The following is a 21,719-nucleotide window of genomic DNA, read 5'->3' as shown; positions in this document are numbered from 1 at the left end:
TGTTATTTTGCTGAAAATGAAAAAAACAAGGCCATCGAGAGATTCTCGACGGCCTAATAGGTTGTGGCTGGGCTGAATGCTGGCTTACCTATTTAATTGTAAAATTAAACAACAGCTCCCGCAGAAATGCGAGCAATTTGTTCATTTAGCTGGCCGCTGCATAAACCGCCATGATAGCAAATGACATGCTGGGTAGGGTAATCTACAAGTGCTTTGAGTGAGTGCAGCGCCATTTCATAATCTAGCGTAGCAGCGGGAGTTGGGGCTGCGAGCTTGCCATTTTCTGCGGTGAGTGCGTCTCCGGCTATTAATATTTGGCTCGAGTGATGATACAAGCTGATATGTCCGGGTGTATGTCCCGGCGTATTTATAACGGTGATCCCGCCACATGCATCCAGCTTGTCGCCGCCCAGCAGCTGCGCGGTAACATTCGCGTGAGGCGGATGCTCCAGCATTTTTCGAAAAGCGGCGCGGAATGCAGCGGGCGTTTCCGGAGGAAACATCAGGTCGAGACTTGCGAGTGCCTCATCGGTTATTTTGATCAGGCGTTTGCGTCCTTCGATATAAGGCTTCTCAATGTCGCTGCTCCACACACGCGGAGCGTGATTAGCCTGCTCGATGACTGCGGGCAGTCCGCCAATATGATCGATATCTTGATGGGTAAGTACGATGTCAGTTATGTGTTCGAGAAGAACGCCTTCTTGTGCCGCGGCCTCCTGAAGCAAAGGGAGTTGCCCGGGATGGGCGGTGTCTATAAGGATTTGGTGATCATGATCCCAAATAAGGGTGGGGTGAATGGTTGTGGGTTTTCCCATAATGATGGCTGTAATCTCAAGCATGGCAATGCCTTTTGCAAGTAGCATGCGATCCCTCCGATGAACATCAGCTCAGATTGTGCTTGGCCAAGCTTTTATATCATAAGGGATAAATAAATGTGTGTAAATATTAAAATATTATATTATAACACAAAAAAATATTTTTGTCAATATACAAATGAGGTAAGGGCTAAGCGGGGTGGAGGGGCGCAGATTATGATATGATAGTTGGAAAGGGCGGCTTTTCCAAGCGTTATATTACCGGAGAAGCTAGCTTGGAACAACTATTTCTGATGTAAAGTAGGTAATTGCGATGCATTTATTATCAGTCGAACATATTACGAAAAGCTACGGGGAAAAAATGCTGTTCGAGGACGTCACCTTCGGTCTCGAGGATGGCGACAAAATTGGCATTATCGGCGTCAATGGAACGGGCAAATCGACTTTTCTTAAAGTGATTGCCGGGCTTGAGCCAGCGGATGCAGGAAACATTTCCATTGGGAACCGGGTGACCATTCGCATGCTGTCGCAGGACCCGGTGTTTGCGCCAGGGGAAACGGCGCTTGAGCATGTGCTTGGCGGCGATTCACCACAGCAGCGTGCTGTGCGTGAGCATGTGGAGGCACTTGAAGCGCTGGAGCTTCATCCAAGCGACGAGGCGCTGCAGCAAAGGCTGATTAAAGCGAATCAGCGGATGGATGAGTTCGACGCTTGGACGCTGGAGAGTGAAGCGAAGATGGCGCTCGCAAAGCTAGGCATTCTTCATTTTGACGACAAGGTCGAGACGTTTTCCGGCGGGCAGCGCAAGCGTGTAGCGATGGCAGCGGCGCTGCTCCAGCCTTCGGATATTTTGATTTTGGACGAGCCGACGAACCATATTGACAATGATTCGGTCGCTTGGCTGGAAGGCATGCTGCAAAAGCGCAAAGGCGCGCTGCTTATGATTACGCATGACCGGTATTTCCTCGACCGGGTCAGCAACCGGGTCATTGAGCTGGACGGCGGACGTGCTTATTTCTATGAAGCGAACTACAGCCGTTTTCTAGAGCTTAAGCTGGAGCGGGAAGAGCGCGAGGCAGCAACAGAGAGCAAGCGCAAAAACCTGCTGCGCAGCGAGCTGGCCTGGATCAGGCGCGGAGCAAAGGCGAGAACGACGAAGCAAAAGGCGAGAATTGACCGGTTTGAGGACTTGAAGGCGCAGGCGCCCAAGCAAAGCGCGGGAAAAATGGATGTATCGGTTGCCTCGACCCGCCTCGGACGAAAAATCGTTGAGCTTGAAAAGGTGACGAAACGCTTTGGCGAGCGGACGCTCATTCGTGATTTCAGCTATATTGCCGTACCGGAGGATCGGGTAGGCATTATCGGACGCAATGGCAGCGGCAAATCTACACTGCTTAAGCTGATTGAGGGCAGGCTGCAGCCGGATGAAGGTACGGTTGAGCTGGGCCTCACCGTTAATCTCGGCTGGTTCTCGCAGGAGCATGAAGAGATGGACGAGTCGCTGCGCGTCATTGAATTTATCCGCGAAGGAGCGGAGCAAGTGAAGACGGCGGATGGCTCGCTCATTTCCGCTGGGCAAATGCTGGAGCGGTTTTTGTTTCCGCCCGCGATGCAATGGAGCCTGATTAGCAAGCTGTCAGGCGGCGAGAAGCGCCGTCTCCAACTGCTTCGCGTGCTGATGAAGGCGCCGAACGTGCTGCTGCTCGATGAGCCGACGAATGATTTGGACATCGCGACCTTGTCCGTATTGGAAGATTATTTGGATGATTTTCCGGGCGTCGTATTCGTCGTATCCCATGACCGCTACTTCCTTGACCGCACGGTCGATAAAATTTTGTCCTTTGAGGATGGCGTCATTACGCAGCATACAGGCAACTATAGCGAATATCAGGAGTTTGTAGAAAAGCATGGCTCGTCGGCTGGTACAGCATCAACGTCAGCCGGAAGTGCGAAGTCTGCTGCTGCTGGGACAGGCGCGGCTCTCGCTGCTGGAAGCAAGAGTACAGCGGGCGAATCGGCTGCAAAAGCTGGAGCAGGCGGCGGTAAAGAACGTGCGCTCAAAATGTCCTACAAGGATCAAAAGGATTTTGAGCAAATTGACGGCTGGATCGAACAAGCTGAAAATGATATTGCGCACATTATGCAGCGCATGGAGGAATCAGGCAGTGACTCGGTGCTGATCCAGCAGTTATCGGAGGAGCAGCAGCAGCTCGAAGAAAAGCTGGAGCAGCTCATGGAGCGCTGGACTGAGCTGAATGAGCTCGCGGAGCAAATTGCCGCTCAGAAGAAGGGTTAATTAGAAGTGAGCCTATAAAACAGGAGAGGGAGATGGAGATGTTTTCAGAAGTACGCAACATTTATTGTATTGGACGGAATTATCGTTTGCATGCGTTGGAACTGGGCAATGAGGTGCCTGAATCGCCGATGGTATTTACAAAGCCAACCCATGCGCTTGTGTCGATGGACGGCCGTGTTGTGGAGCTGCCGGGCGATCAAGGCGAGGTGCATTTCGAGCTGGAGCTGGTGCTGCGGGTTGGCCGGGCACTTGAGCCGGGCATGGACCCTGACGCATGCATTGATGGTCTGGCGCTGGGGCTTGATATGACGCTTCGCGATGTGCAAAGCAAGATCAAGGCGAAAGGCCAGCCGTGGCTTCCGGCCAAAGGCTTCAAAGGCTCCGCTCCCCTTGGCGCATGGCTGCCGTATCCTGGTGCAGAAGAGCTGAAGGCGCATGATTTTGCGCTGCTTCGCAATAATGAAGAAGCACAGCATGGCAATTCTGCCGATATGCTGTTTGATATTGGTACGCTGCTCCGGCACATTAACGACAATTACGGACTTGGGCCGGGCGATCTCATTTTTACCGGAACGCCAGCAGGTGTTGCAGCTTTGCAGGATGGTGACAAGCTTACGGCGCTGTGGCAAGGAAAAGAAGTTGCGAGCTGTTCAATTAAGCTCGTATAATCTGATTTAAGAAACCAAAAAGCCTTCAAACCCGCGCAGGTCGCAGAGTTTGAAGGCTTTTTTGCGTCGCAGCCTTCCCTTGCGGGAGAGGTTGCGACAGCTGAGTATGAGGTACGCCTATACGACTGTGCGGCGTGATTTTTTTTAAATTAAGCGTTAAATGCTTTCAGCATCCATACATGCTTCTCAAGCGAGGTATGGATCGCAAGCAGCATATCAGCTGTCGTCTCATCGCTCGCTTCTTGTGCAATCGACATGCCAGCTTTGAGCTCTTCAATAATCGTCGAGAAGTCGGTAATGAGGGACTCAACCATAGTAGTAGCTGTTTCTTTGCCTGTAGCATCTTTGATGGAAGCTGTCTCCATATATTCTTTCATCGTTGCGACAGGTTTGCCTTCCAATGCAAGCAGGCGCTCAGCCAGCTCATCCACATTCAAAGCGGCCTCTTCATAAAACTCCTGAAACTTCACGTGCAGGGTGAAAAATTGCGATCCCTTCACATACCAATGGAAGTTGTGCAATTTAATATATAGGACACTCCAGTTAGCGATTTGTTTATTTAATACCTCATGTGTTTTTTTCATTATCGTTCATCCTTTCGTTTCCTGATTTTATGTTTCTTAAGGAGTAGCTAGCTTGGCCTGATCGCAATGGCTGGGATGCCAAATGCTTAATTTATAATAATTACTTATTTATAATTATTACAAATAACTAGCTTTTTGTCAAGCTAGCCTTGCTGCTTTCATCCGATAACATACTATAAACGTCCGGGCATCATTTTAAACAAGCTGTTAAACAAGTAGTGCTATTTTATGCGTTTCATTATCTTTTTAACCACAGGCGGTAACCGCCGTAAGATATGGCGAAAAAGGCGGCGTATACGCCCGCGAATAATGCGAAGCTCGCCCAATCTTTAAACATATTTTGCCCCATATAAGCAAATAGCAGCATAAAAGGGATTTTGCCAAGAGCCGATGCAATGGCATAAGGAAGCAGCCGTACAGAAGTAACCGCGGGATAAATATTGACCACCATATGGGGAATGATCGGGATTAAACGCGCTGTCAAAATCGTCAGAAACGGCCGTTTTTCCATCGTTGCCTGAAGCTTTTCCAGTTGGCTGAATTTACGGAGGAAGGCTTGTCCTTGCTCCAGAAAGAGATAGCGAGCCATTAGAAATACGATAATGGCAGCGAGTGAAGCGGCCAGCCAGCTAATTAATGCTCCAAGCAGCGGTCCGTACATAAAACCGAGTAAGGCAATCATAATTTTGAACGGAACGACGGGAACGAGCACGAGGAACAGAGCGACGAGAAAGACGATAAACACTGGCGGCGTGTCATTTTGCAGCCAATCGAGCAGCTGGGTTTTATATAAAAAAACAGTGACGAGCAGTAAAGCATAAATGATGGCGGTAACCCATTTCAGCATAACTATCTCCTTTAGCATGTCCTTAGCGGTACTTCTTTAATCTTAGCCGTTGCATGCTGGTAGGCGCAACAAGGGATAATGCGCAAACGCCAGTACCACATAAATTTGGTACTAGCTGGCTGCTGCCTGTTCGCTAAAATAAGGGAAAAAGCCTTGCGGCATATAAGGGGAATAGTAGTTGGAAAAGAAGAAAAGGCATTGGAGTTCGATTGTATTAATATCGATCCTTACAGGAATTCCTTATATTTTTATAACGCGGGTTATATCTATATTTGTGTTGCTTTTGACAAGTTCGAGGTTTTATGAAGGTTTGGTGTGGGTAACTTCGGCAACCGTCCTGACGTTAGCTTTTTTGTGGCTGATCGGAGTTCTTAATGATGAGAAAGTGACTACTCTGATTGCTATGGCTGCTGTCTTGGTGGTCATTTCCGCTCTGAGCTATAGTAAATATGAAGCGCACGTAGAGAAGCTGAAAATCGTCGATGATCAGGCCGTAAATATGAGAGATTACAAGCCCTTCCAAGAGGGAACGAAGGCAGTATCGCTGCCAGAGCCTGCAATGCTCAACATTCGCAGCAAGCTGCCACGTCTGGATGGCTCAACCGCTCTATATCCAATGTATGCGGCATTCGTTCAGGCGGTATATAAGCAAAAGGACTATCCTCCTTATGATTATGGCGGAGACAGCGAGGTTCAGGTGAACGGCACGGAGGAAGCGTATGATCGCCTGATTAAAGGCGAAGTCGATATTATTTTTGCGCCAGGACCGTCTGAGGATCAGGAGGCACAGGCGAAAGCGGCGGGTGTAAAGCTGAAGCTGACTCCGATTGGCTATGAGGCGTTTATCTTTTTTGTAAACAGCCGTAATGCTGTTCAGGGTGTGACGCTTGAGCAAATTCAAGGTATTTATGCAGGAGGGCTGACGAACTGGAAGCAGGTTGGGGGAGCAAATGAGAAAATTCGGCCGTTCCAGCGCCGGGAGAACAGCGGCAGCCAGACGATGCTGCAAAAAATCATGAAGGATAAGCAGCTTATGAAGCCCATCGAGGAGGATGTTAGTGCCGGGATGGGCGATATCATTAAAGAAACGGCAAACTACCGCAATTATAAAAATGCGATTGGCTTCTCATTCCTGTTCTACGCCACCGAAATGGTGCATGAGCAGCAAATCCATTTGCTGAAAATAAACGGCGTGGAGGCGAACCGCGCGAACATTAGCAACGGTACTTATCCGCTTACGGCGCCGTTTTATGCCATTACCGCAGGCAGTGACAATCCTAAAGTACAGCCGTTTATTGATTGGATTTTGTCGCCGCAGGGCCAATATTTGATTGAGAAAACGGGCTACACTCCGCTGGGATCATAATGTTTTTTTGTAATGCAGGGTCATTACTCGGGCGTATATGCAAACGTAAGTTAGTCAGATCCTGATAGAAGCCAGCGTCAAACGTATTCCCTCTCCTATCAGGAATGCCACATCTCATGAATGTGATCACGCATACCGAAAGGCAGCTTCATATTCTTCGTTTCAGTGGTTACTCCCTGCCAAAAAGATAGACTTTGGCGGACACAGCAGCATCTATTTCAACAGAATCACGGGTTAAAGCCAAGATGCGGACTCAGGAGCCGCTAATGCGCTGCAAATGGCCATTTTGACGGGATAATGAGGACGATAGCGGATTTCCTGTCCGCTTACGGCCTGAAATCGAATCAAAAGCCAGAATAGCGGAACCTCAGTCCTCCAAACAAGGAGTGAGTGTCCCGAGTTGCGTGATCTCAACAACAAGCGTATGCTACGGTTCCCGAGCCTTGAATCGTGAGATGAAATTTGCCTCCTTAATTTTTAATGCAATTAACCTTCCTTGGATAACAAATTTAACTAAGTAGGCTCAAAGAAGCTGGCTTCTGTCGTAAACGTTAGACAGGGGCCAGCTTCTTGCCTTCATGCTTTTTTCTCCTTCATTCAGCCCTTCTTAACAGGTACATGCATTGAGGACTCGCGAACGATCAGCCGATGCGGAATAATGGTGCTGAACTGGTGAATCGGCTCGCCTTGGATGAGACGGACAAGCTTTTGCGAGGCGGTGTAGCCAAGCTGATAAGTGCCGATATCGGTGGAGCTGATCGGAGGAGTAGCAAGCTCTGAGAGGGCAATATTGTTAAAGCTTACGATGCAAATATCGTCTGGAACGGAGTAGCCTAGCTCAGTAAGTCCACGCAGTACACCGAAGGCGACAACATCATCAATGACGATGAGCGCGGTAGGGCGATCAGGCATCTCCATTAGAAAAGACATCGCCCGAAAACCGCTTTCCTGCAAAAACTCTCCCTCAACGACCCATTCCGTATTCAGCTTCAGCCCAGCGTTTGCTAAAGCTTGGCGATACCCCTCCATCCGGTCGAAGGAAACGGTCAAATTGCGCGGTCCACTGACAAAGCCAATTCGCTCATGGCCCTGCGAAATCAAATGCTGGGCGGCATCGTAAGCGGCTTGCACATTATTGTTGTTGACCGTTAAAATATGCGGATTCGAATCGTCTGTACGTCCAATCAGAACGCTCGGAAATTGCTGCTCATTCAAATATTGAATAAGCGGGTCTTTGACGCGGGCAGATAGAAGAATGACGCCATCAACCCGGCGCCCAAGGACGAGCCTTGATACCGTTTCGATTTCATCATGCTCACCTGTGGCGGTTGTAAGCAGCATGTCATAGCCAGCTCGAGTGGAATGCGTCAGTATGCCCCGCAGCAGCTCCCCGAAGAAAAAATCCTGAAACAGCTCCTCCGCAGGCCTTGGAAGCATAATAGCCAGTGTATTGGTTGTTTTGGAGACAAGGCTTTTAGCCATGGCATTCGGATGATAGCCCATTTCCGCCATAATGCGTTTTACTTTATCTGCGGTTTCTTTGCTGATGCGGGGGTGCTTGGAGACGACTCTTGATACGGTTGAAGGAGACACTCCTGCCGCTTTTGCAATATCTTTTATCGTTACCATAGTCTAATCGGGCTCCTGTCACTTGAACTATGCAATCGTTTGAACACTACAGTTACATGTTAATGCAAGCGCTATCGAAAAGTAAATATGCTTGAGGCGAAAAAGTGGAAAAATGATGAAATTATAAGAAAATGGAAGGAAAATGCAGTGAACAAGCGAAAGAAAAGGATAATTCCAGCATTTTGAGCTGTGCAAACGTTTTAACAAACCTTTGTCCATGTTGTATGATAAACTCATTAATCAAGCGCTTACATCACAAATAATGAATAGATTCAAGCTGTTATATCGATTTAAAGCTGCTTGAATACTTTTCGTACGATCATTTGTACAAACGTTTGCACAAACAGAGGGAAACGTTTGAAGCATCGGTAGGCGTGCAGCAAAGGCATCACATTATGGAGGGGGATTTTCAATGATGAAAAAGTGGTTGGGAGTATTAATCGTCTGTGTACTCGTGTTTACTCTGGCGGCATGCGGCAATGCGGGTAAAGGCAGCAATATCGAGAGTACGCCGGAAGCTTCTTCTACACCTGCAGAGCCTGGGGGTAGTAACGCTGTCAATGAGGAGGAGGGCGAGCTGCTGCCGGAGGAGGGAGCAAGTATCGTTATCTGGGAAGGCAAAACCCAGCGCAAGTTTGTAGAAGCTTTGGCGCAGGAGTTTACGGATCAATACGGCGTTCCAGTCAAGCTGGAGGAGGTTGAAAATCCGGATCAGGTGACGAAGCTGACGACGGATGGGCCAGCGGGACTTGGAGCGGACGTTGTTGTATTCCCGCATGATCAGATTGGGCGGGCCGCTTCTGCCGGTCTCGTGCTGCCGAATGATTGGTTCGGAGAAGAAACGGCAAGCGAAAATGATCCCAATGCAGTAAGCGCGGTAACTTTTGAGGATATCCTCTATGGCTATCCCCGTTCCGTTGAAACGTATGCGCTGCTTTACAACAAAAAGCTCGTTTCAGCGCCTCCAAAAACGTTCGACGAAGTCATCGCTTTTAGCAAAACGTTTAATGATCCGAAAAAAAATAAATATACGATTATGTGGGAGCTTCAGCAATTTTATTATGATTATGCCTTCCTTGCCACAAACGGTGGATATATGTTCGGCAGCAATAATACAGATAAAGAAGACATTGGCCTGAACAATGAAGGTGCAGTTGAGGGGGCCAAGTTCCTTGCTTCGTTGAAAGAAAGCCTGCTGCCGCTCAATACAGGAGATATTACATTCGATATTAAAAAGGGACTGTTCATCGAAGGCTCCTTGGCGATGGATATTAATGGGCCGTGGGCGCTTGCTGATTACAGGGCTGCCGGAATCGATCTTGGCGTAGCGCCGCTGCCATCGATCAGTGGGAACCCAATGACCTCGTTCTCGGGCGTCCAAGGCTATTATGTAAACGCATTTACGAAATATCCGAATGCATCTAAGCTGTTTGCACGATTCCTTTCTACGAAAGAGTCGCAGCTTCGCAACTTTGAAATGAACGGTACGATTCCGGCAAATTTAGAAGCTGTTCAAGATCCTAAAATTCAAAATGATGAAATTACGAAAGCTTTTTATGAGCAGTTTTCACATTCTACGCCAATGCCAGCCATCCCGCAAATGGCTAGTGTATGGGGGCCGATTACAGCAGGCATCGCTGATATTTGGGACGGGGGAAAAGATGTGAAGGCTTCTCTCGACAACTCGGTAGCACAAATTAAAGATGCCATTGCGAGCCAATAAAACGATAGCGACAGCTTGTTTTCACCCGCCGGAGGAGCTGCGGCGGGTGAATTTTAGTCGGGAGGGAGCCGGAGCGCAATGAAGCAGCATCGCACAATTGCTGTACTATTATCGATCGTGCTGCAAGGTTTAGGACAAATTTATAACCGGCAGTGGTTAAAGGGCATTCTTTTTATGATGATTGAAGTGGCGGGGTTCATCTATATTGCGCCACGTCTCGGTGGCGCGATCTGGGGCCTTGTTACTTTAGGCGAGAAGACGCAGAAATTCGTGAAGGTCGGCAAAGTGGCGCAAATGGTCAAGGGTGACCATTCGATTTTTTTAATATTGGACGGGTTAATTATTTTATTCCTTGTATTCGTGCTGCTGGGCGTGTACGTGTGGAATATCGGGGATGCTTATCAGAGCGGCAAGCTGCGGGATGAGAAGAAGCCTGTTAGAACGTTCAGGCAATCGTATGAGCATGCAACGACCTTTTATTTTCCTTATTTTATGCTGGCGCTTCCGGCGCTGGGCGTGCTTTTTTTCACGATTATGCCTATCGTTTTTACGGTTATGCTCGCATTCACAAACTATTCTGCGCCTGATCATATTCCGCCAGCGAAGCTTGTCGATTGGGTAGGATTTAAGACGTTTGCCGATCTTGTGAAAATGAAGTCGTGGAGCCACACGTTTGTAGGCGTGCTGATCTGGACGATTATTTGGGCCGTGCTGGCGACGGTGACGACTTATTTTGGCGGGATTCTCGTTGCCCTGTTGATTGAGCAGAAAGGCATACGCTTCAAGAAGCTGTGGCGCACGATTTTTATAATTCCGTATGCGATTCCTCAGCTCATTTCATTACTAGTGATGAAAAATTTATTTAACGGCCAATTCGGGCCGATTAATCAATATTTAGGATACTTTGGACTCGGCGGCCTGCCGTGGCTCACCGATCCTTTCTGGGCCAAGGTGACGGTCATTACCGTCAATATGTGGATTGGCATACCTGTCAGCATGGTGCTTATTCTTGGCATTTTGACCTCGATTCCACGTGATTTATACGAGGCTGCTGATGTGGATGGGGCATCGACGCTGCAAAAATTCCGCATTATTACGATGCCGTTTATTTTGTTTTCGACGATGCCGATTTTGATTATGCAGTTTGCAGGCAATATTAATAACTTTAATGTGATTTTCCTCCTAACGGGCGGCAATCCGGCGAAAGGCGATTACCAGTTTGCTGGTGCGACCGACCTGCTGATTACTTGGCTTTATAAACTAACGCTCGATAACAATAAATATAATGTGGCTTCGGCCGTTGGCATTATTATCTTTTTAATTGTAGCTATTTTCTCGATCTGGAATTTCCGGCGCTCGAAATCGTTCAAAGAGGAGGATATGATCCAATGAGAAAATGGAAAAACAATGCCCGTCTGACCTTGAGCTATACGCTGCTGCTGTTGATTTCGGTGGTCGCAATCTATCCGGCACTGTGGGTCGTTCTGTCTTCGCTGCGCCCGGGAGGCTCGCTGTACAGTGAGCATTTTTGGCCACGACAATTTACGCTCGTTCATTATGCGGAGCTGTTTACCAGCAAGGCCTATCTATACGGCACGTGGTATTTGAATACGCTGAAAATTGCCGTCGTCACGATGATTTTATCGACTATACTCGTTACGCTCAGCATGTACGCCTTATCGCGGTTTCGCTTTCGCGGGCGCAAGACAGCTTTGACGGTCATGCTGGTGCTTGGTATGTTCCCGAGCTTTATGAGCCTGATTGCGATCTATATTATATTGCTGCAATTAAATTTGCTTGATACGCATATGGCGCTTATTCTGGTCTATTCGGCGGGGGCTGCGCTTGGCGGATTTATTGTGAAGGGCTTCTTTGACACGATTCCCCGCAGCTTGGATGAAGCGGCCAGAATTGACGGAGCATCGCATTTGCAGGTGTTTGCGAAAATCATGCTGCCGCTGTCAAAGCCAATGCTCACCTACGTGGCGCTGACCTCGTTTACTGGTGTATGGGGCGACTTTATTTTCGCAAGGCTGGTGCTGCGTACGAAAGAGAACTGGACAGTGGCCGTGGGAATGTGGGATTTAGTCAACTCGCTGCAAAACAGCAATTTCACGATGTTCGCTGCTGGCTCTGTGCTAATCGCGATACCGATTACGCTGCTCTTCATCTTTCTCCAGCGTTTTCTTGTACAGGGACTCACCTCTGGCGCATCGAAGGGGTAAGGCGATGTGGAAAAGAGTCTGTGAGGGGACGTTTTCCAGCGGGCGAAAGGCTTGTCCAATTGTTCTTGTCATGCTGCTTCTACTGCTGCTCATTGCCGCTTGCAGCGCCAGCCCGGAGCCCGCGATAGAAACGGAAGGCGAAAGATATGAAGTGGATGAACAGCCCTCCACCGTCTATTATGAAATATTCGTGCGGTCGTTCTATGATACGAATGGCGATGGCATCGGCGATTTGAACGGCGTAACCGCAAAGCTGGATTATTTGAAGCAGCTTGGTGTAGGGGGCATTTGGCTTATGCCGATTCAGCCTTCGCCAAGCTATCATGGCTATGATGTGACGGACTATTATGCGATAAATCCCGATTATGGGACGCTGGAGGATTTGCAGAAGCTTCTGGCAGAGGCGCATAAGCGCGATATCAAAGTCATTATGGATTTGGTAGTAAACCATACAAGCACGGAGCATCCGTGGTTTAAGAAGGCAGCGGAGGATGCTGCAAGCCCATATCGAAGCTGGTATCATTTTGCTGGAAAGGATGAGCGGGTGCAGGCAGATGGGGCAGTTGGGAGCAATCCCTGGCATACTATCGGCAGCGGCCGTTATTTGGGTGTTTTCTGGGAAGGGATGCCGGATTTGAATTTTGATGAGCCTGCCGTAAGAGACGAGATGATCCAGATTGGGCAGTTTTGGCTGGAGCAGGGCTTTGATGGTTTTCGGCTCGATGCTGCCAAGCATATTTATGGTGATTTTGCTTCTACTGTGAATAGTGATGCTGTGAAAAATAACAACCAGCGCTGGTGGCAGCAATTTCACAGCGGACTTTCGGAGGTGAATCCGGGCGTCTTTCTCATTGGTGAGGTATGGGATTCATTGTCGGTTATTGCACCATACCTGGATCGGGCATTTGACTCGGCTTTTAACTTTGACTTGGCTGGGAAACTGCTCCGTGCAGCGAGTTCCGAGAGCGACCCGGATGCTGCTTTTTCGCTGAAACGGGCCTATAAGCTGTATGGAGATGCTTCAGGAGGTGCGTTCACCGATGCTCCGTTTCTGAGCAACCATGATCAAAATCGTGTGATGTCGGTGTTGAACGGAAATGTCGCGCATGCGAAGACAGCGGCTTCCTTGCTGCTGACACTGCCCGGCAATCCTTTCATTTATTATGGGGAAGAAATCGGAATGAAGGGCATGAAGCCGGATGAACGTATTCGCGAGCCGATGCTCTGGCACTCCGCAATAGATGGCGGTAAAGGGCAAACGACATGGGAGCATTCCAGCTCCAATGTCGACCCGAGCTTGGTGTCTGTGGAGGCGCAGCTTAATGATGAGCAATCACTGCTGGCACATTATCAAATGCTGATCGGCTGGCGCAATGAGCTTCCTGCCCTGCGTGACGGCGGCATAGAGGAATATCGTCTTGATCCGCCAATGAGCCAGGTTAGCTCTTATATAAGGGCAACGGCTAAGGAGCGGGTGCTCGTGCTCATTAACTTGTCCAAAGAGCAGCAGATGGTTAAGCTGCATGAGCAGGAGCCGTTCGGCTCCTTCGATAAGGTGATACGTGCTAGTCATGAAGATGTGGCTGTTCAAGAGGGACGCATAAGTTTGCCGCCGTACAGTGTGTTTGTTGTAAAATGAGGCGAGTGAACGGGGCCGCGCTTGAAGCGTAGCCGCCAAAAAAAGGGAAAGACAGGCGAGCATGCTGCCTGTCTTTCCCTTTTTCCAGATGAAACCATGGATAAGAGCTAATTTTAAGGATGCGGCTTCTTGTTGAAAGCTGTTTGTGTTAAAAATAAAGCTTACGCCCGCTGCTATTGCAGCTTTTGTTGCAGCAGCACTTCATAGCCAAAGGCTGGAAGCTGCAGTGTTACGATGCCGGACTTTGCATATCGTGGTTGTGTAGTCTCATGAAGCAGAGACAGCCACTCATAACGAGCGAGTGCTTCTTGGACAGCTTCTGTTGAGGCTTCTGGTGCAGGCAGATCGCCAATCCTGCTCGTTAATGTGTCCGCTAATGTGCTTGCTAACGTACTTGCTACCGTGCTGCTTGCCTTATGGCTCCTCGTGTTGTCTGCTCCCAGGCCCACACTGCTTTCGTCTGCACTTGCGGCGACCTCTCGCGAAGCTTCGTTGACCGCTTTATCGTCTACGCGAAAGCTGACCTCAGCCGGCTCGGCTCCGGCATTCATCGCAATAACGATCCGCTCGTCGCCTGAACGACGCTCATAAACGATGACGCGCCCCGTTTCATCGGCATGGATGAAGCGAATGGCTGCGCTGCGAAGGGCAGCATGGCTGCGCCGCAAAGCGATCGCTTGCTTAAAGAAATCCAGCAGCGCAGCATTCTGTTCCTCTGGCTCCCATACCATGCATTTGCGGCATTCGGGATCGCCTCCGCCATTTAAGCCGATTTCATCGCCATAATAAATGCAGGGAACGCCGGGATAGGTCAGCTTGAACAGGGTAGCCAGCTTCATTGCGCCGAGCTCATCTCCGCAGACCGTCAATAGTCTTGGCGTATCGTGGCTGCCTAGCAAATTGAAAGCCGTTTCGGTTACCTGCTGCGGATATGCGGCGAGCTGTGCTCCAAGAGCACTAGTGAAGGTGGAAGCATCAATCGTCTGATAAGCGAAAAAGTCGAGTACAGCATTCGTAAACGGGTAATTCATGACAGCGTCAAATTGATCGCCTTGCAGCCACATGATCGAATCATGCCAAATTTCACCGAGGATGTAGGCCTCGGGGTTCGCTTTTTTCACGACGGCTCTGAACTCGCGCCAAAACTGATGATCTACCTCATTGGCCACATCGAGCCGCCAGCCGTCGATTCCGATTTCTTCAATCCAGTAGCGGGCAGCCTTAAACAGGTATTCCTTTACATCCGGATGCTCGGTGTTGAGCTTCGGCATAAGCGGCTCGAAGGCGAAAGTCTCATAGGTTGGGATGCCGTTTACTACACGCAAAGGCCATTCCCGCACATGAAACCAATCGGCATAAGGTGACTCGGCTCCATTCTCAAGCGCATCAACGAATGGCGGAAACGTTCGTCCGGAATGATTGAAGACCGCATCAAGCAGCACGCGTATGCCCCGCTGATGGCAGGCGTCTACCAGCTCCTTGAGCTTCTCATTCGTACCGAAATGCGAATCCACCTTCATGTAATCCTCGGTATCGTATTTATGGTTAGTCGTAGCTTCAAATAAAGGATTGAAATAAATAGCGTTTATTCCAAGCCCGCCCAAGTAGTCCAGATGGTCAATGACGCCCTGAAGATCGCCTCCGAAAAAATTGCGTGGAGTCGGCTCGCCGCCCCAAGCTTCGGTCGCTTCGGGATTTAAAGCAGCGTCGCCGCTCGCGAAGCGTTCGGGGAAAATTTGATAAAATACGGCATCCTTCACCCATGCAGGAGGAGCAAATACATCAATAGGATTAATAAACGGATAGTCGAAGAAGCTGTTCGAGTTTTCCGGCAGCGCTCCGTGAAAGCCCGTCTCCGTCAAAATAAGTCGCTCCAAGCCGCTAGTCAGCTGGAAGGCGTATCTCAGCCTGCGAAAAGGCGGTATTACCGCTGCTTCCCAATAATCAAACAAGGCGTCGGAGGATAGCAGCGACATCTCGATCATTTCCTGAGTTTCCTCCCAGGCATATTTGTCGCCAACGATGGCGTGGACTTGGTCCATATCGCCTTTTTTGGTGCGCAGGCGGATATGCAGCGTATTCCCGTCGTAGGCATACGCCCAGTTTTGCTTTGGCCGATGATAAATGGCTTCCAATAACATCATTCCACTCTCCTTAAGTTTAATGGCTTAAACGAGCAAGAAGAACGCAAAAAAGGTACAACCCGCACCTTCTCAGCGAGGTTGTACCTTCTCCATAGTCGATCAATGCTTGATCGTAATGTGATGGGTAGCATTGCCTTTATCTTCAGCTTTGATTATACACCGTGAAGGGAAATCATGCCATCATTTATTTGGAAAGACTAGCTTAAGCATGGACCGAAGCGGCATGAGTCTGGGCCTCTAGGAAACGCTCGCAGTCGAGCGCCGCCATACAGCCGCTGCCTGCTGCAGTAATCGCTTGGCGATACTGGCGATCCTGTACGTCGCCACAGGCGAAGACGCCTGGGATATTCGTCTCGGCAGTTCCGGGCTTCACAATAATGTAGCCCTGCTCATCGGTATCGATTTGTCCGCCAAGGAAGCCCGTGTTCGGCGTATGCCCGATCGTAATGAATACGCCATCCGCCTCCAGCAGCTCTTCTTCGCCTGTTTCATTGTTGCGGACTTTAAGGCCTTGAAGTCCGGTGTCTCCAGCCGCTACTTCCAGAGGAGTGCGGTCTAGGCTCCAAGAGATTTTGTCGTTGTCACGAGCGCGGTCCTGCATAATTTTCGAAGCGCGCAGCTCGGAACGGCGGTTGACGACCGTTACTTCCGACGCGAAGCGAGTCAGGAACACCGATTCCTCCATAGCGGAGTCGCCGCCGCCAACAACGAGAATCTTTTTGCCGCGGAAAAAGAATCCGTCGCATGTTGCGCACGTGCTGACGCCGCGTCCAATGTTTTCTTGCTCGCCGGGAATGCCGAGATATTTGGCCGAAGCGCCAGTCGAAATAATAACCGATTCGGCTTGCAGCTCGCCAATGCCTTCAACATCAAGCGTGTATGGGCGTTTGCTGAAATCTACGCTTTTCACAGAGCCTGTGCGGAAGGTGGCGCCGAAGCGCTGTGCTTGCTTGCGCATATTGGACATCAGCTCGCTGCCAAGAATGCCGTCAGGGAAGCCGGGAAAATTTTCGATCTCGGTTGTCGTCGTCAGTTGGCCGCCTGGCTGCCAGCCTTCAATAACGAGCGGCTCCATGTTGGCGCGAGCCAAATAAATAGCAGCGGTTAGTCCCGCGGGTCCAGTACCGATAATAATTGTTTTATGCATAAATGTTTGCCTCCATTCGATAACCTCTGATAATAAATTCTAGTTTAAAATTATTACAATTAACGGGTACTGTCAAACATGTTCATCTTAAATTCATCTATATGTATTATGGTAGGGTAAAGTCGAATAACAGGGGTGATCCTTATGCCGAAAATATTAGTCGTAGATGACGATCCAAACATTCGTGAGCTTGTCAGCATTTTGCTGCGCCGCGAAGGTTTTCAAATTATAGAAGCACAGGATGGACAGGATGCGCTGGAGCGGCTGGAGACGGTGCTGCCGGATTTGGCTGTTATTGATGTCATGATGCCGCGCATGGACGGCTGGACGTTATGCGAAACGCTGCGCGCCTCGTATGATATGCCGCTGCTGCTGCTGACCGCTAAAGGAGAAACGGCGAATAAGGTAAAGGGATTCGGCCTTGGAGCCGATGATTATATGGTTAAGCCATTCGAGCCGCTGGAGCTTGCGGTACGCATTAAAGCTTTGCTCAAGCGCTACCGCATCGCGGCTTCACAGACCGTGGAGCTGGGGCAGCTGACGCTCAATTTGAATGAATTTCATGTCACGATGGCTGGCAAGCGGATGCTGCTGCCGCCTAAAGAGTTTGAGCTATTGTTCAAGCTGGCGAGCTACCCGGATAAAACGTTTTCAAGGGAACAGTTGATTGAGCAAATATGGGGCATGAACTATGAAGGGGATGAGCGGACGGTGGATGTGCATATCAAACGGCTGCGCGAGCGCTTTACCGAGGAAGAAGCGGGCATTCGAATCGTCACGATTCGCGGGCTGGGCTATCGAATGGAGGAGCTTGAATGATTCGCAGCCTGTATGTTCGCGTGACCTGCACGTTTCTGGTCATTGTGGTCATCAGCATGGGCATCGCCTATTGGATGGCGGATCAAATTTTTACAAGGGATTTAAGCGGACAATTTCCTGCCCAGCTGGATCGCTCGATTGTGCGAATTGAACAGCTGTATGCCGCTTCCTCGCCGAAGTCCTTGAGCATCTTCATCAAGCAGGTTGCAGAAATGCAAAATTTAGCGATTGTAGCCGTTGGCCATGAAGGCGAAATCATTGAGGTGGGCAAGACCAGTGCGGAAATAACAAAGCTTCTAACTCCAGATGTGATCGAAAATGTTTTCGCCGGTCAGATGCAAATGCTGTCCAGCCAAGCTGAGGGAGAGACCAGCGGGCCGTCCTCGCCTCCGGCTGTAGGGCGCAAAGCTGTGCTTGGCGAAAGCGACTGGGCGCTCTTCGTTCGGCCGGACCGCGTGCCGGAAATTCGCAGCTTCCAGCGCAACACCTACACGATATTGATAACGCTGCTTGTCGTCGGCTGCATTCTAATTCCGATTGCCGCCCGCTACTTGGTCAAGCCGCTAAAGATGATGACCGAAGCGACGAAGCGCATCGCCACCGGAGATTTCACCGTTCAGCTGCCGGTGCAGCGCCGGGATGAGCTCGGCAATTTGGCGGACAGCATCAATCGCATGACATTAGGCTTGTCGCAGCTGGAGACGATGCGGCAGGATTTTGTATCGAATGTCTCCCACGAAATTCAATCGCCGCTGACATCGATCGGCGGCTTCGCCGAGGTGCTGCGCAGCGAGGAGCTGACCGATGAGGAACGCAATCGTTACGTCGGCATTATTAAGCAGGAGAGCAGCCGTTTATCCCGGCTGAGCGAGAATTTGCTTAAGCTGGCTTCACTAGACTCGAAGCAGCATCCCTTTGAGCCGCGCGCAATTAGGCTGGACCGCCAGCTGCGCGACGTCGTGCTTTCATGTGAGCCGCAGTGGATGGCGAAGCGGCTCACGGTTGAGCTGCTGATGGAGGAGACGGTCATCGTCGTGGATGAGGATCAGCTGAGCCAGGTTTGGAACAATCTGCTGGCGAACAGCATGAAGTTTACGCCGGATAATGGGCATATCCGCATTACGCTGTCTGAGGAAAATGGCTGCGCAATCGTGCGTATTTCTGATAATGGCAGCGGCATTTCCCCTGCTGATCAGGTGCGGGTATTCGAGCGCTTTTATAAAGCGGATGCGGCGCGTGACCGAATGAAAGGCGGCAGCGGGCTAGGGCTGTCCATTGTAAAGAAAATCGTCGATATTCACGAAGGTTTAATTGAAATCGAATCCAGCATCTTAGCTGGCAAAGGGGTACCATCCGGCACGACGATTCGGGTCATGCTGCCGCTTCGTTCGGCGCAGCTGCAAGCTGCTCCGGCTGGCAGCGGTGAGAAAGACATTGGCTAGCTGGAATCAAGAGCCAAGACAAGGTATGATGGGGAGAGCTCTACATGATCAATTAGCGAAAGATGGAGGCGGCGAAGCATGGGACAAAAGGTACGTAAAGCGATTATCCCCGCAGGAGGACTTGGCACAAGGTTTTTGCCTGCAACGAAGGCGCAGCCTAAAGAAATGCTGCCAATTATAGATAAACCAGCGATCCAATATATTGTAGAAGAAGCGGTGCAGTCGGGCATCGACAGCATCGTTATTGTGAGCGGCCGCCATAAACGGGCGATCGAGGACCATTTTGACAAGTCGGTTGAGCTAGAAGGAGAACTAGAGGAACGCGGCAATGAGGAAATGCTCAAAGTGGTGAAAGAAATTTCGCAGCTGGCCGACATTTATTATGTTCGGCAGAAGGAGCCGCTAGGTTTAGGACATGCGGTGCTGTGCGCGCAGCGTTTTATTGGCGACGAGCCATTTGCGGTGCTATTGGGAGACGACATTTTGACGTCCGAGCCGCCATGCCTGAAGCAAATGATCAATCGTTATGAGCAGCATTCCTCCTCAGTCGTTGCTCTTATGGAAGTGCCATGGAATCAGACGCACAAGTATGGCATTGCCGATATTCGCGACGAAGCGGGGCATATCCGTGAGCTGATCGAGAAGCCGCTGCCTGGGCAGGCGCCTTCGAATTGGGCCGTTGTAGGACGCTATGTGCTGGAGCCGGCTATTTTTGACCTTTTGTCTAAGTCAGAGCCGGGCAAAGGCGGGGAAATTCAATTAACGGATAGTCTGCAACGGTTGAATGAGCTGTCTCCAATTATTGGGCATCGTTTTACAGGCAAGCGCCATGATGTTGGGGATAAGCTGGGCTTTGTTCAAGCGACGATTGATTTTGCGCTGGAGCGTGAAGACTTGCGGGAGGACGTTCGGCGCTATGTGCTGGAGCGCCTGGCTGCCTATACGCATAGCTAGTTGGTGTTAGGCATTGATGTATTTTTGTGTCAGTGCAGTAAATTAATTTCCTGCTCATCTTTTTTTAAGGTTATTTTCATAAACCGGTTTTATAATTACACTACATTAAGTAGTTATAGCAAGGTGTGAGGCAGTCGTGGGAACAAGTGACATTCAGACAAAAGGGCTGGAGCGGTTTTTTGGCCCGCTGGAGGCAAGGATTATGACCATCCTGTGGTCGCAGCCTGATAGCTTCATCAAGGATGTACAGCATAAGCTCGAACAGGACAAGCCATTAAATTTCAACACCGTTATGACCGTCATGAATCGGCTTGTAGACAAGGGGCTGCTGGTGAAATCATCAGGCAAGCCATCGAAATATGCGCCTGTGCATACGCAAGAGCAGTTTCTGAGCATTCAGTCCCGGGAGCTTCTTGAAGATCTTGGCCCGCTCGTCGTCAACTATATGTTTGATGCGATGGAAGAGGTTGATGAAGAGCTGCTGGACAAGCTGGAGCAAAAAATCAAATCGCTTAAAGAGGGCAGACGCCATGAGCTGGAGTCTTAGGTCAAAATGGATGTTTGGCTTGTGCCTGATGCTAATTGGGTTCACGCTGCTGCAAATGGGCATGTATGCGGCGCATACGCTGTTCGGTTGGGAGAAGGCGGCGTTTAATGTATTTGAATTTTGCGAGAGCCTGATCAAGCGGTACAGCCTGCTGCTCCTTAGCTACATCATGAAGCTTGCAGTTCTTGGAACGTTTGTACATCTGATGTACGTTACGGTGAAGCAGTGGCTTGGCGTACGGGCTGCAAACCGTAAAATGAGCGTTTTACAGCATGGCGGCTTATCGAATGAGCTGAATGCGCGTTATTTTGCAGGAAGCAAAGCGATCATGGTCGTATCACATCCAGAACCGATTGCGTTGACGCTTGGTTTTCTTCGTCCCAAAATCATTTTATCCACGGGACTTCTTAGTCTGCTTGATGGGGAAGAGCTTGAGGCGGTCGTTCAGCATGAGCACTTTCATTACCGAAATCGCGATCCGCTGATGATTTTGATTTTGCAGGTAGGCGCAACGGTGCTGTGGTATATGCCGATTCTTCGCTTTGGAGTCGAGCAGTATAAAACGACCCGTGAGCTGTTAGCGGACCATTTCGCTTTGCAGCGGCGGGTGAGCGAGCATAGTCTTGGCAGCGCGCTGCTCAAGCTGGTCAAATATAGCCGTGGAGAAAGAAGCAACCGGACGTTTGTCCATGCTTCTTTCGCCGACCATTCCATTAATTATCGGTTAATGAGGCTGCTCAATCCCGAGTCGCAGGAGTTTAGCATGCGTTGTCCGGTGCTGGCACTGGTATTATCCTTACTGACCTTCGGATCAATCTCCGTGATGTATCTTTCTATCATGCTGTAGAAATTCAAGCTTGATACCCTACTGAAA

The 21,719-nt window shown here is 49.8% G+C and carries 18 protein-coding genes; 12 read left to right on the top strand and 6 right to left on the bottom strand.

The annotated features are described in order from the left end of the window. Positions 1-104: 104 nt before the first annotated feature. Positions 105-863, bottom strand: coding sequence for an MBL fold metallo-hydrolase (locus WH37_RS18905; protein ID WP_046232184.1), 759 nt, complete (start codon positions 861-863; stop codon positions 105-107). Positions 864-1,128: 265 nt separating this feature from the next. Here WH37_RS18905 and WH37_RS18900 point away from each other — a divergent pair, with 265 nt between their 5' ends. Both WH37_RS18900 and WH37_RS18895 read left to right on the top strand, forming a co-directional pair. Beyond that, on the top strand, positions 1,129-3,111 hold the full coding sequence (locus tag WH37_RS18900; RefSeq protein ID WP_046232183.1) for an ABC-F family ATP-binding cassette domain-containing protein: 1,983 nt from the start codon (positions 1,129-1,131) through the stop codon (positions 3,109-3,111). 38 nt (positions 3,112-3,149) lie between these two features. Beyond that, a complete protein-coding gene (locus WH37_RS18895; protein ID WP_046232277.1) occupies positions 3,150-3,779 on the top strand; it encodes a fumarylacetoacetate hydrolase family protein in 630 nt (209 codons plus the stop codon). A 149-nt stretch (positions 3,780-3,928) separates the two neighbouring features. Here WH37_RS18895 and WH37_RS18890 read toward each other — a convergent pair whose 3' ends face one another. Further along, a complete protein-coding gene (locus WH37_RS18890; RefSeq protein ID WP_046232182.1) occupies positions 3,929-4,363 on the bottom strand; it encodes a Dps family protein in 435 nt (144 codons plus the stop codon). A 238-nt stretch (positions 4,364-4,601) separates the two neighbouring features. Continuing rightward, complete coding sequence (locus WH37_RS18885) at positions 4,602-5,210, bottom strand: TVP38/TMEM64 family protein (protein ID WP_046232181.1); 609 nt, start codon at positions 5,208-5,210, stop codon at positions 4,602-4,604. Between the two features lie 313 nt (positions 5,211-5,523). Here WH37_RS18885 and WH37_RS18880 point away from each other — a divergent pair, with 313 nt between their 5' ends. After that, positions 5,524-6,576, top strand: coding sequence for a PstS family phosphate ABC transporter substrate-binding protein (locus tag WH37_RS18880; RefSeq protein WP_231594279.1), 1,053 nt, complete (start codon positions 5,524-5,526; stop codon positions 6,574-6,576). Between the two features lie 597 nt (positions 6,577-7,173). On the opposite strand, the gene WH37_RS18875 is transcribed toward WH37_RS18880, so the two are convergent. Further along, positions 7,174-8,205, bottom strand: coding sequence for a LacI family DNA-binding transcriptional regulator (locus WH37_RS18875; RefSeq protein WP_046232179.1), 1,032 nt, complete (start codon positions 8,203-8,205; stop codon positions 7,174-7,176). Between the two features lie 412 nt (positions 8,206-8,617). Here WH37_RS18875 and WH37_RS18870 point away from each other — a divergent pair, with 412 nt between their 5' ends. The 4 genes from WH37_RS18870 to WH37_RS18855 all read left to right on the top strand — a co-directional run bounded on the left by WH37_RS18870 (position 8,618) and on the right by WH37_RS18855 (position 13,792). After that, the gene (locus tag WH37_RS18870) at positions 8,618-9,928 is read left to right on the top strand and encodes a maltose ABC transporter substrate-binding protein (protein WP_331458061.1); all 1,311 of its coding nucleotides are present in this window, start codon (positions 8,618-8,620) and stop codon (positions 9,926-9,928) included. Between the two features lie 78 nt (positions 9,929-10,006). Beyond that, positions 10,007-11,320 carry a carbohydrate ABC transporter permease gene (locus tag WH37_RS18865; RefSeq protein ID WP_046232178.1) on the top strand — a complete coding sequence of 438 codons (1,314 nt, stop codon included), beginning with the start codon at positions 10,007-10,009 and terminating at the stop codon, positions 11,318-11,320. Beyond that, complete coding sequence (locus WH37_RS18860) at positions 11,317-12,153, top strand: sugar ABC transporter permease (protein ID WP_046232177.1); 837 nt, start codon at positions 11,317-11,319, stop codon at positions 12,151-12,153. The genes WH37_RS18865 and WH37_RS18860 overlap by 4 nt, the downstream gene beginning before the upstream one ends. A 4-nt stretch (positions 12,154-12,157) precedes the next feature. Further along, complete coding sequence (locus WH37_RS18855; RefSeq protein WP_046232176.1) at positions 12,158-13,792, top strand: alpha-amylase family glycosyl hydrolase; 1,635 nt, start codon at positions 12,158-12,160, stop codon at positions 13,790-13,792. A 173-nt stretch (positions 13,793-13,965) separates the two neighbouring features. On the opposite strand, the gene WH37_RS18850 is transcribed toward WH37_RS18855, so the two are convergent. Both WH37_RS18850 and trxB read right to left on the bottom strand, forming a co-directional pair. After that, a complete protein-coding gene (locus tag WH37_RS18850; RefSeq protein WP_074904881.1) occupies positions 13,966-15,933 on the bottom strand; it encodes a glycoside hydrolase family 13 protein in 1,968 nt (655 codons plus the stop codon). A 205-nt stretch (positions 15,934-16,138) separates the two neighbouring features. Beyond that, the gene (gene trxB, locus WH37_RS18845; protein ID WP_046232175.1) at positions 16,139-17,083 is read right to left on the bottom strand and encodes a thioredoxin-disulfide reductase; all 945 of its coding nucleotides are present in this window, start codon (positions 17,081-17,083) and stop codon (positions 16,139-16,141) included. A 144-nt stretch (positions 17,084-17,227) separates the two neighbouring features. Here trxB and WH37_RS18840 point away from each other — a divergent pair, with 144 nt between their 5' ends. From WH37_RS18840 to WH37_RS18820, 5 genes are all read left to right on the top strand, one after another. Continuing rightward, on the top strand, positions 17,228-17,902 hold the full coding sequence (locus tag WH37_RS18840; protein WP_046232174.1) for a response regulator transcription factor: 675 nt from the start codon (positions 17,228-17,230) through the stop codon (positions 17,900-17,902). Further along, a complete protein-coding gene (locus WH37_RS18835) occupies positions 17,899-19,344 on the top strand; it encodes a sensor histidine kinase (RefSeq protein WP_046232173.1) in 1,446 nt (481 codons plus the stop codon). The genes WH37_RS18840 and WH37_RS18835 overlap by 4 nt, the downstream gene beginning before the upstream one ends. A gap of 78 nt (positions 19,345-19,422) precedes the next feature. Beyond that, the gene (galU, locus tag WH37_RS18830; protein WP_046232172.1) at positions 19,423-20,298 is read left to right on the top strand and encodes a UTP--glucose-1-phosphate uridylyltransferase GalU; all 876 of its coding nucleotides are present in this window, start codon (positions 19,423-19,425) and stop codon (positions 20,296-20,298) included. Positions 20,299-20,434: 136 nt separating this feature from the next. Beyond that, complete coding sequence (locus WH37_RS18825; RefSeq protein WP_046232171.1) at positions 20,435-20,845, top strand: BlaI/MecI/CopY family transcriptional regulator; 411 nt, start codon at positions 20,435-20,437, stop codon at positions 20,843-20,845. Beyond that, on the top strand, positions 20,829-21,692 hold the full coding sequence (locus WH37_RS18820) for a M56 family metallopeptidase (RefSeq protein WP_046232170.1): 864 nt from the start codon (positions 20,829-20,831) through the stop codon (positions 21,690-21,692). The genes WH37_RS18825 and WH37_RS18820 overlap by 17 nt, the downstream gene beginning before the upstream one ends. The last annotated feature ends 27 nt before the right edge of the window (positions 21,693-21,719 follow it).

The sequence above is a fragment of the Paenibacillus algorifonticola genome (assembly GCF_000971975.1).
GTDB lineage: Bacteria > Bacillota > Bacilli > Paenibacillales > Paenibacillaceae > Pristimantibacillus > Pristimantibacillus algorifonticola.
Note: the sequence above shows the minus strand (reverse complement) of the source record. Positions and strands in the feature narration are given on the sequence as shown.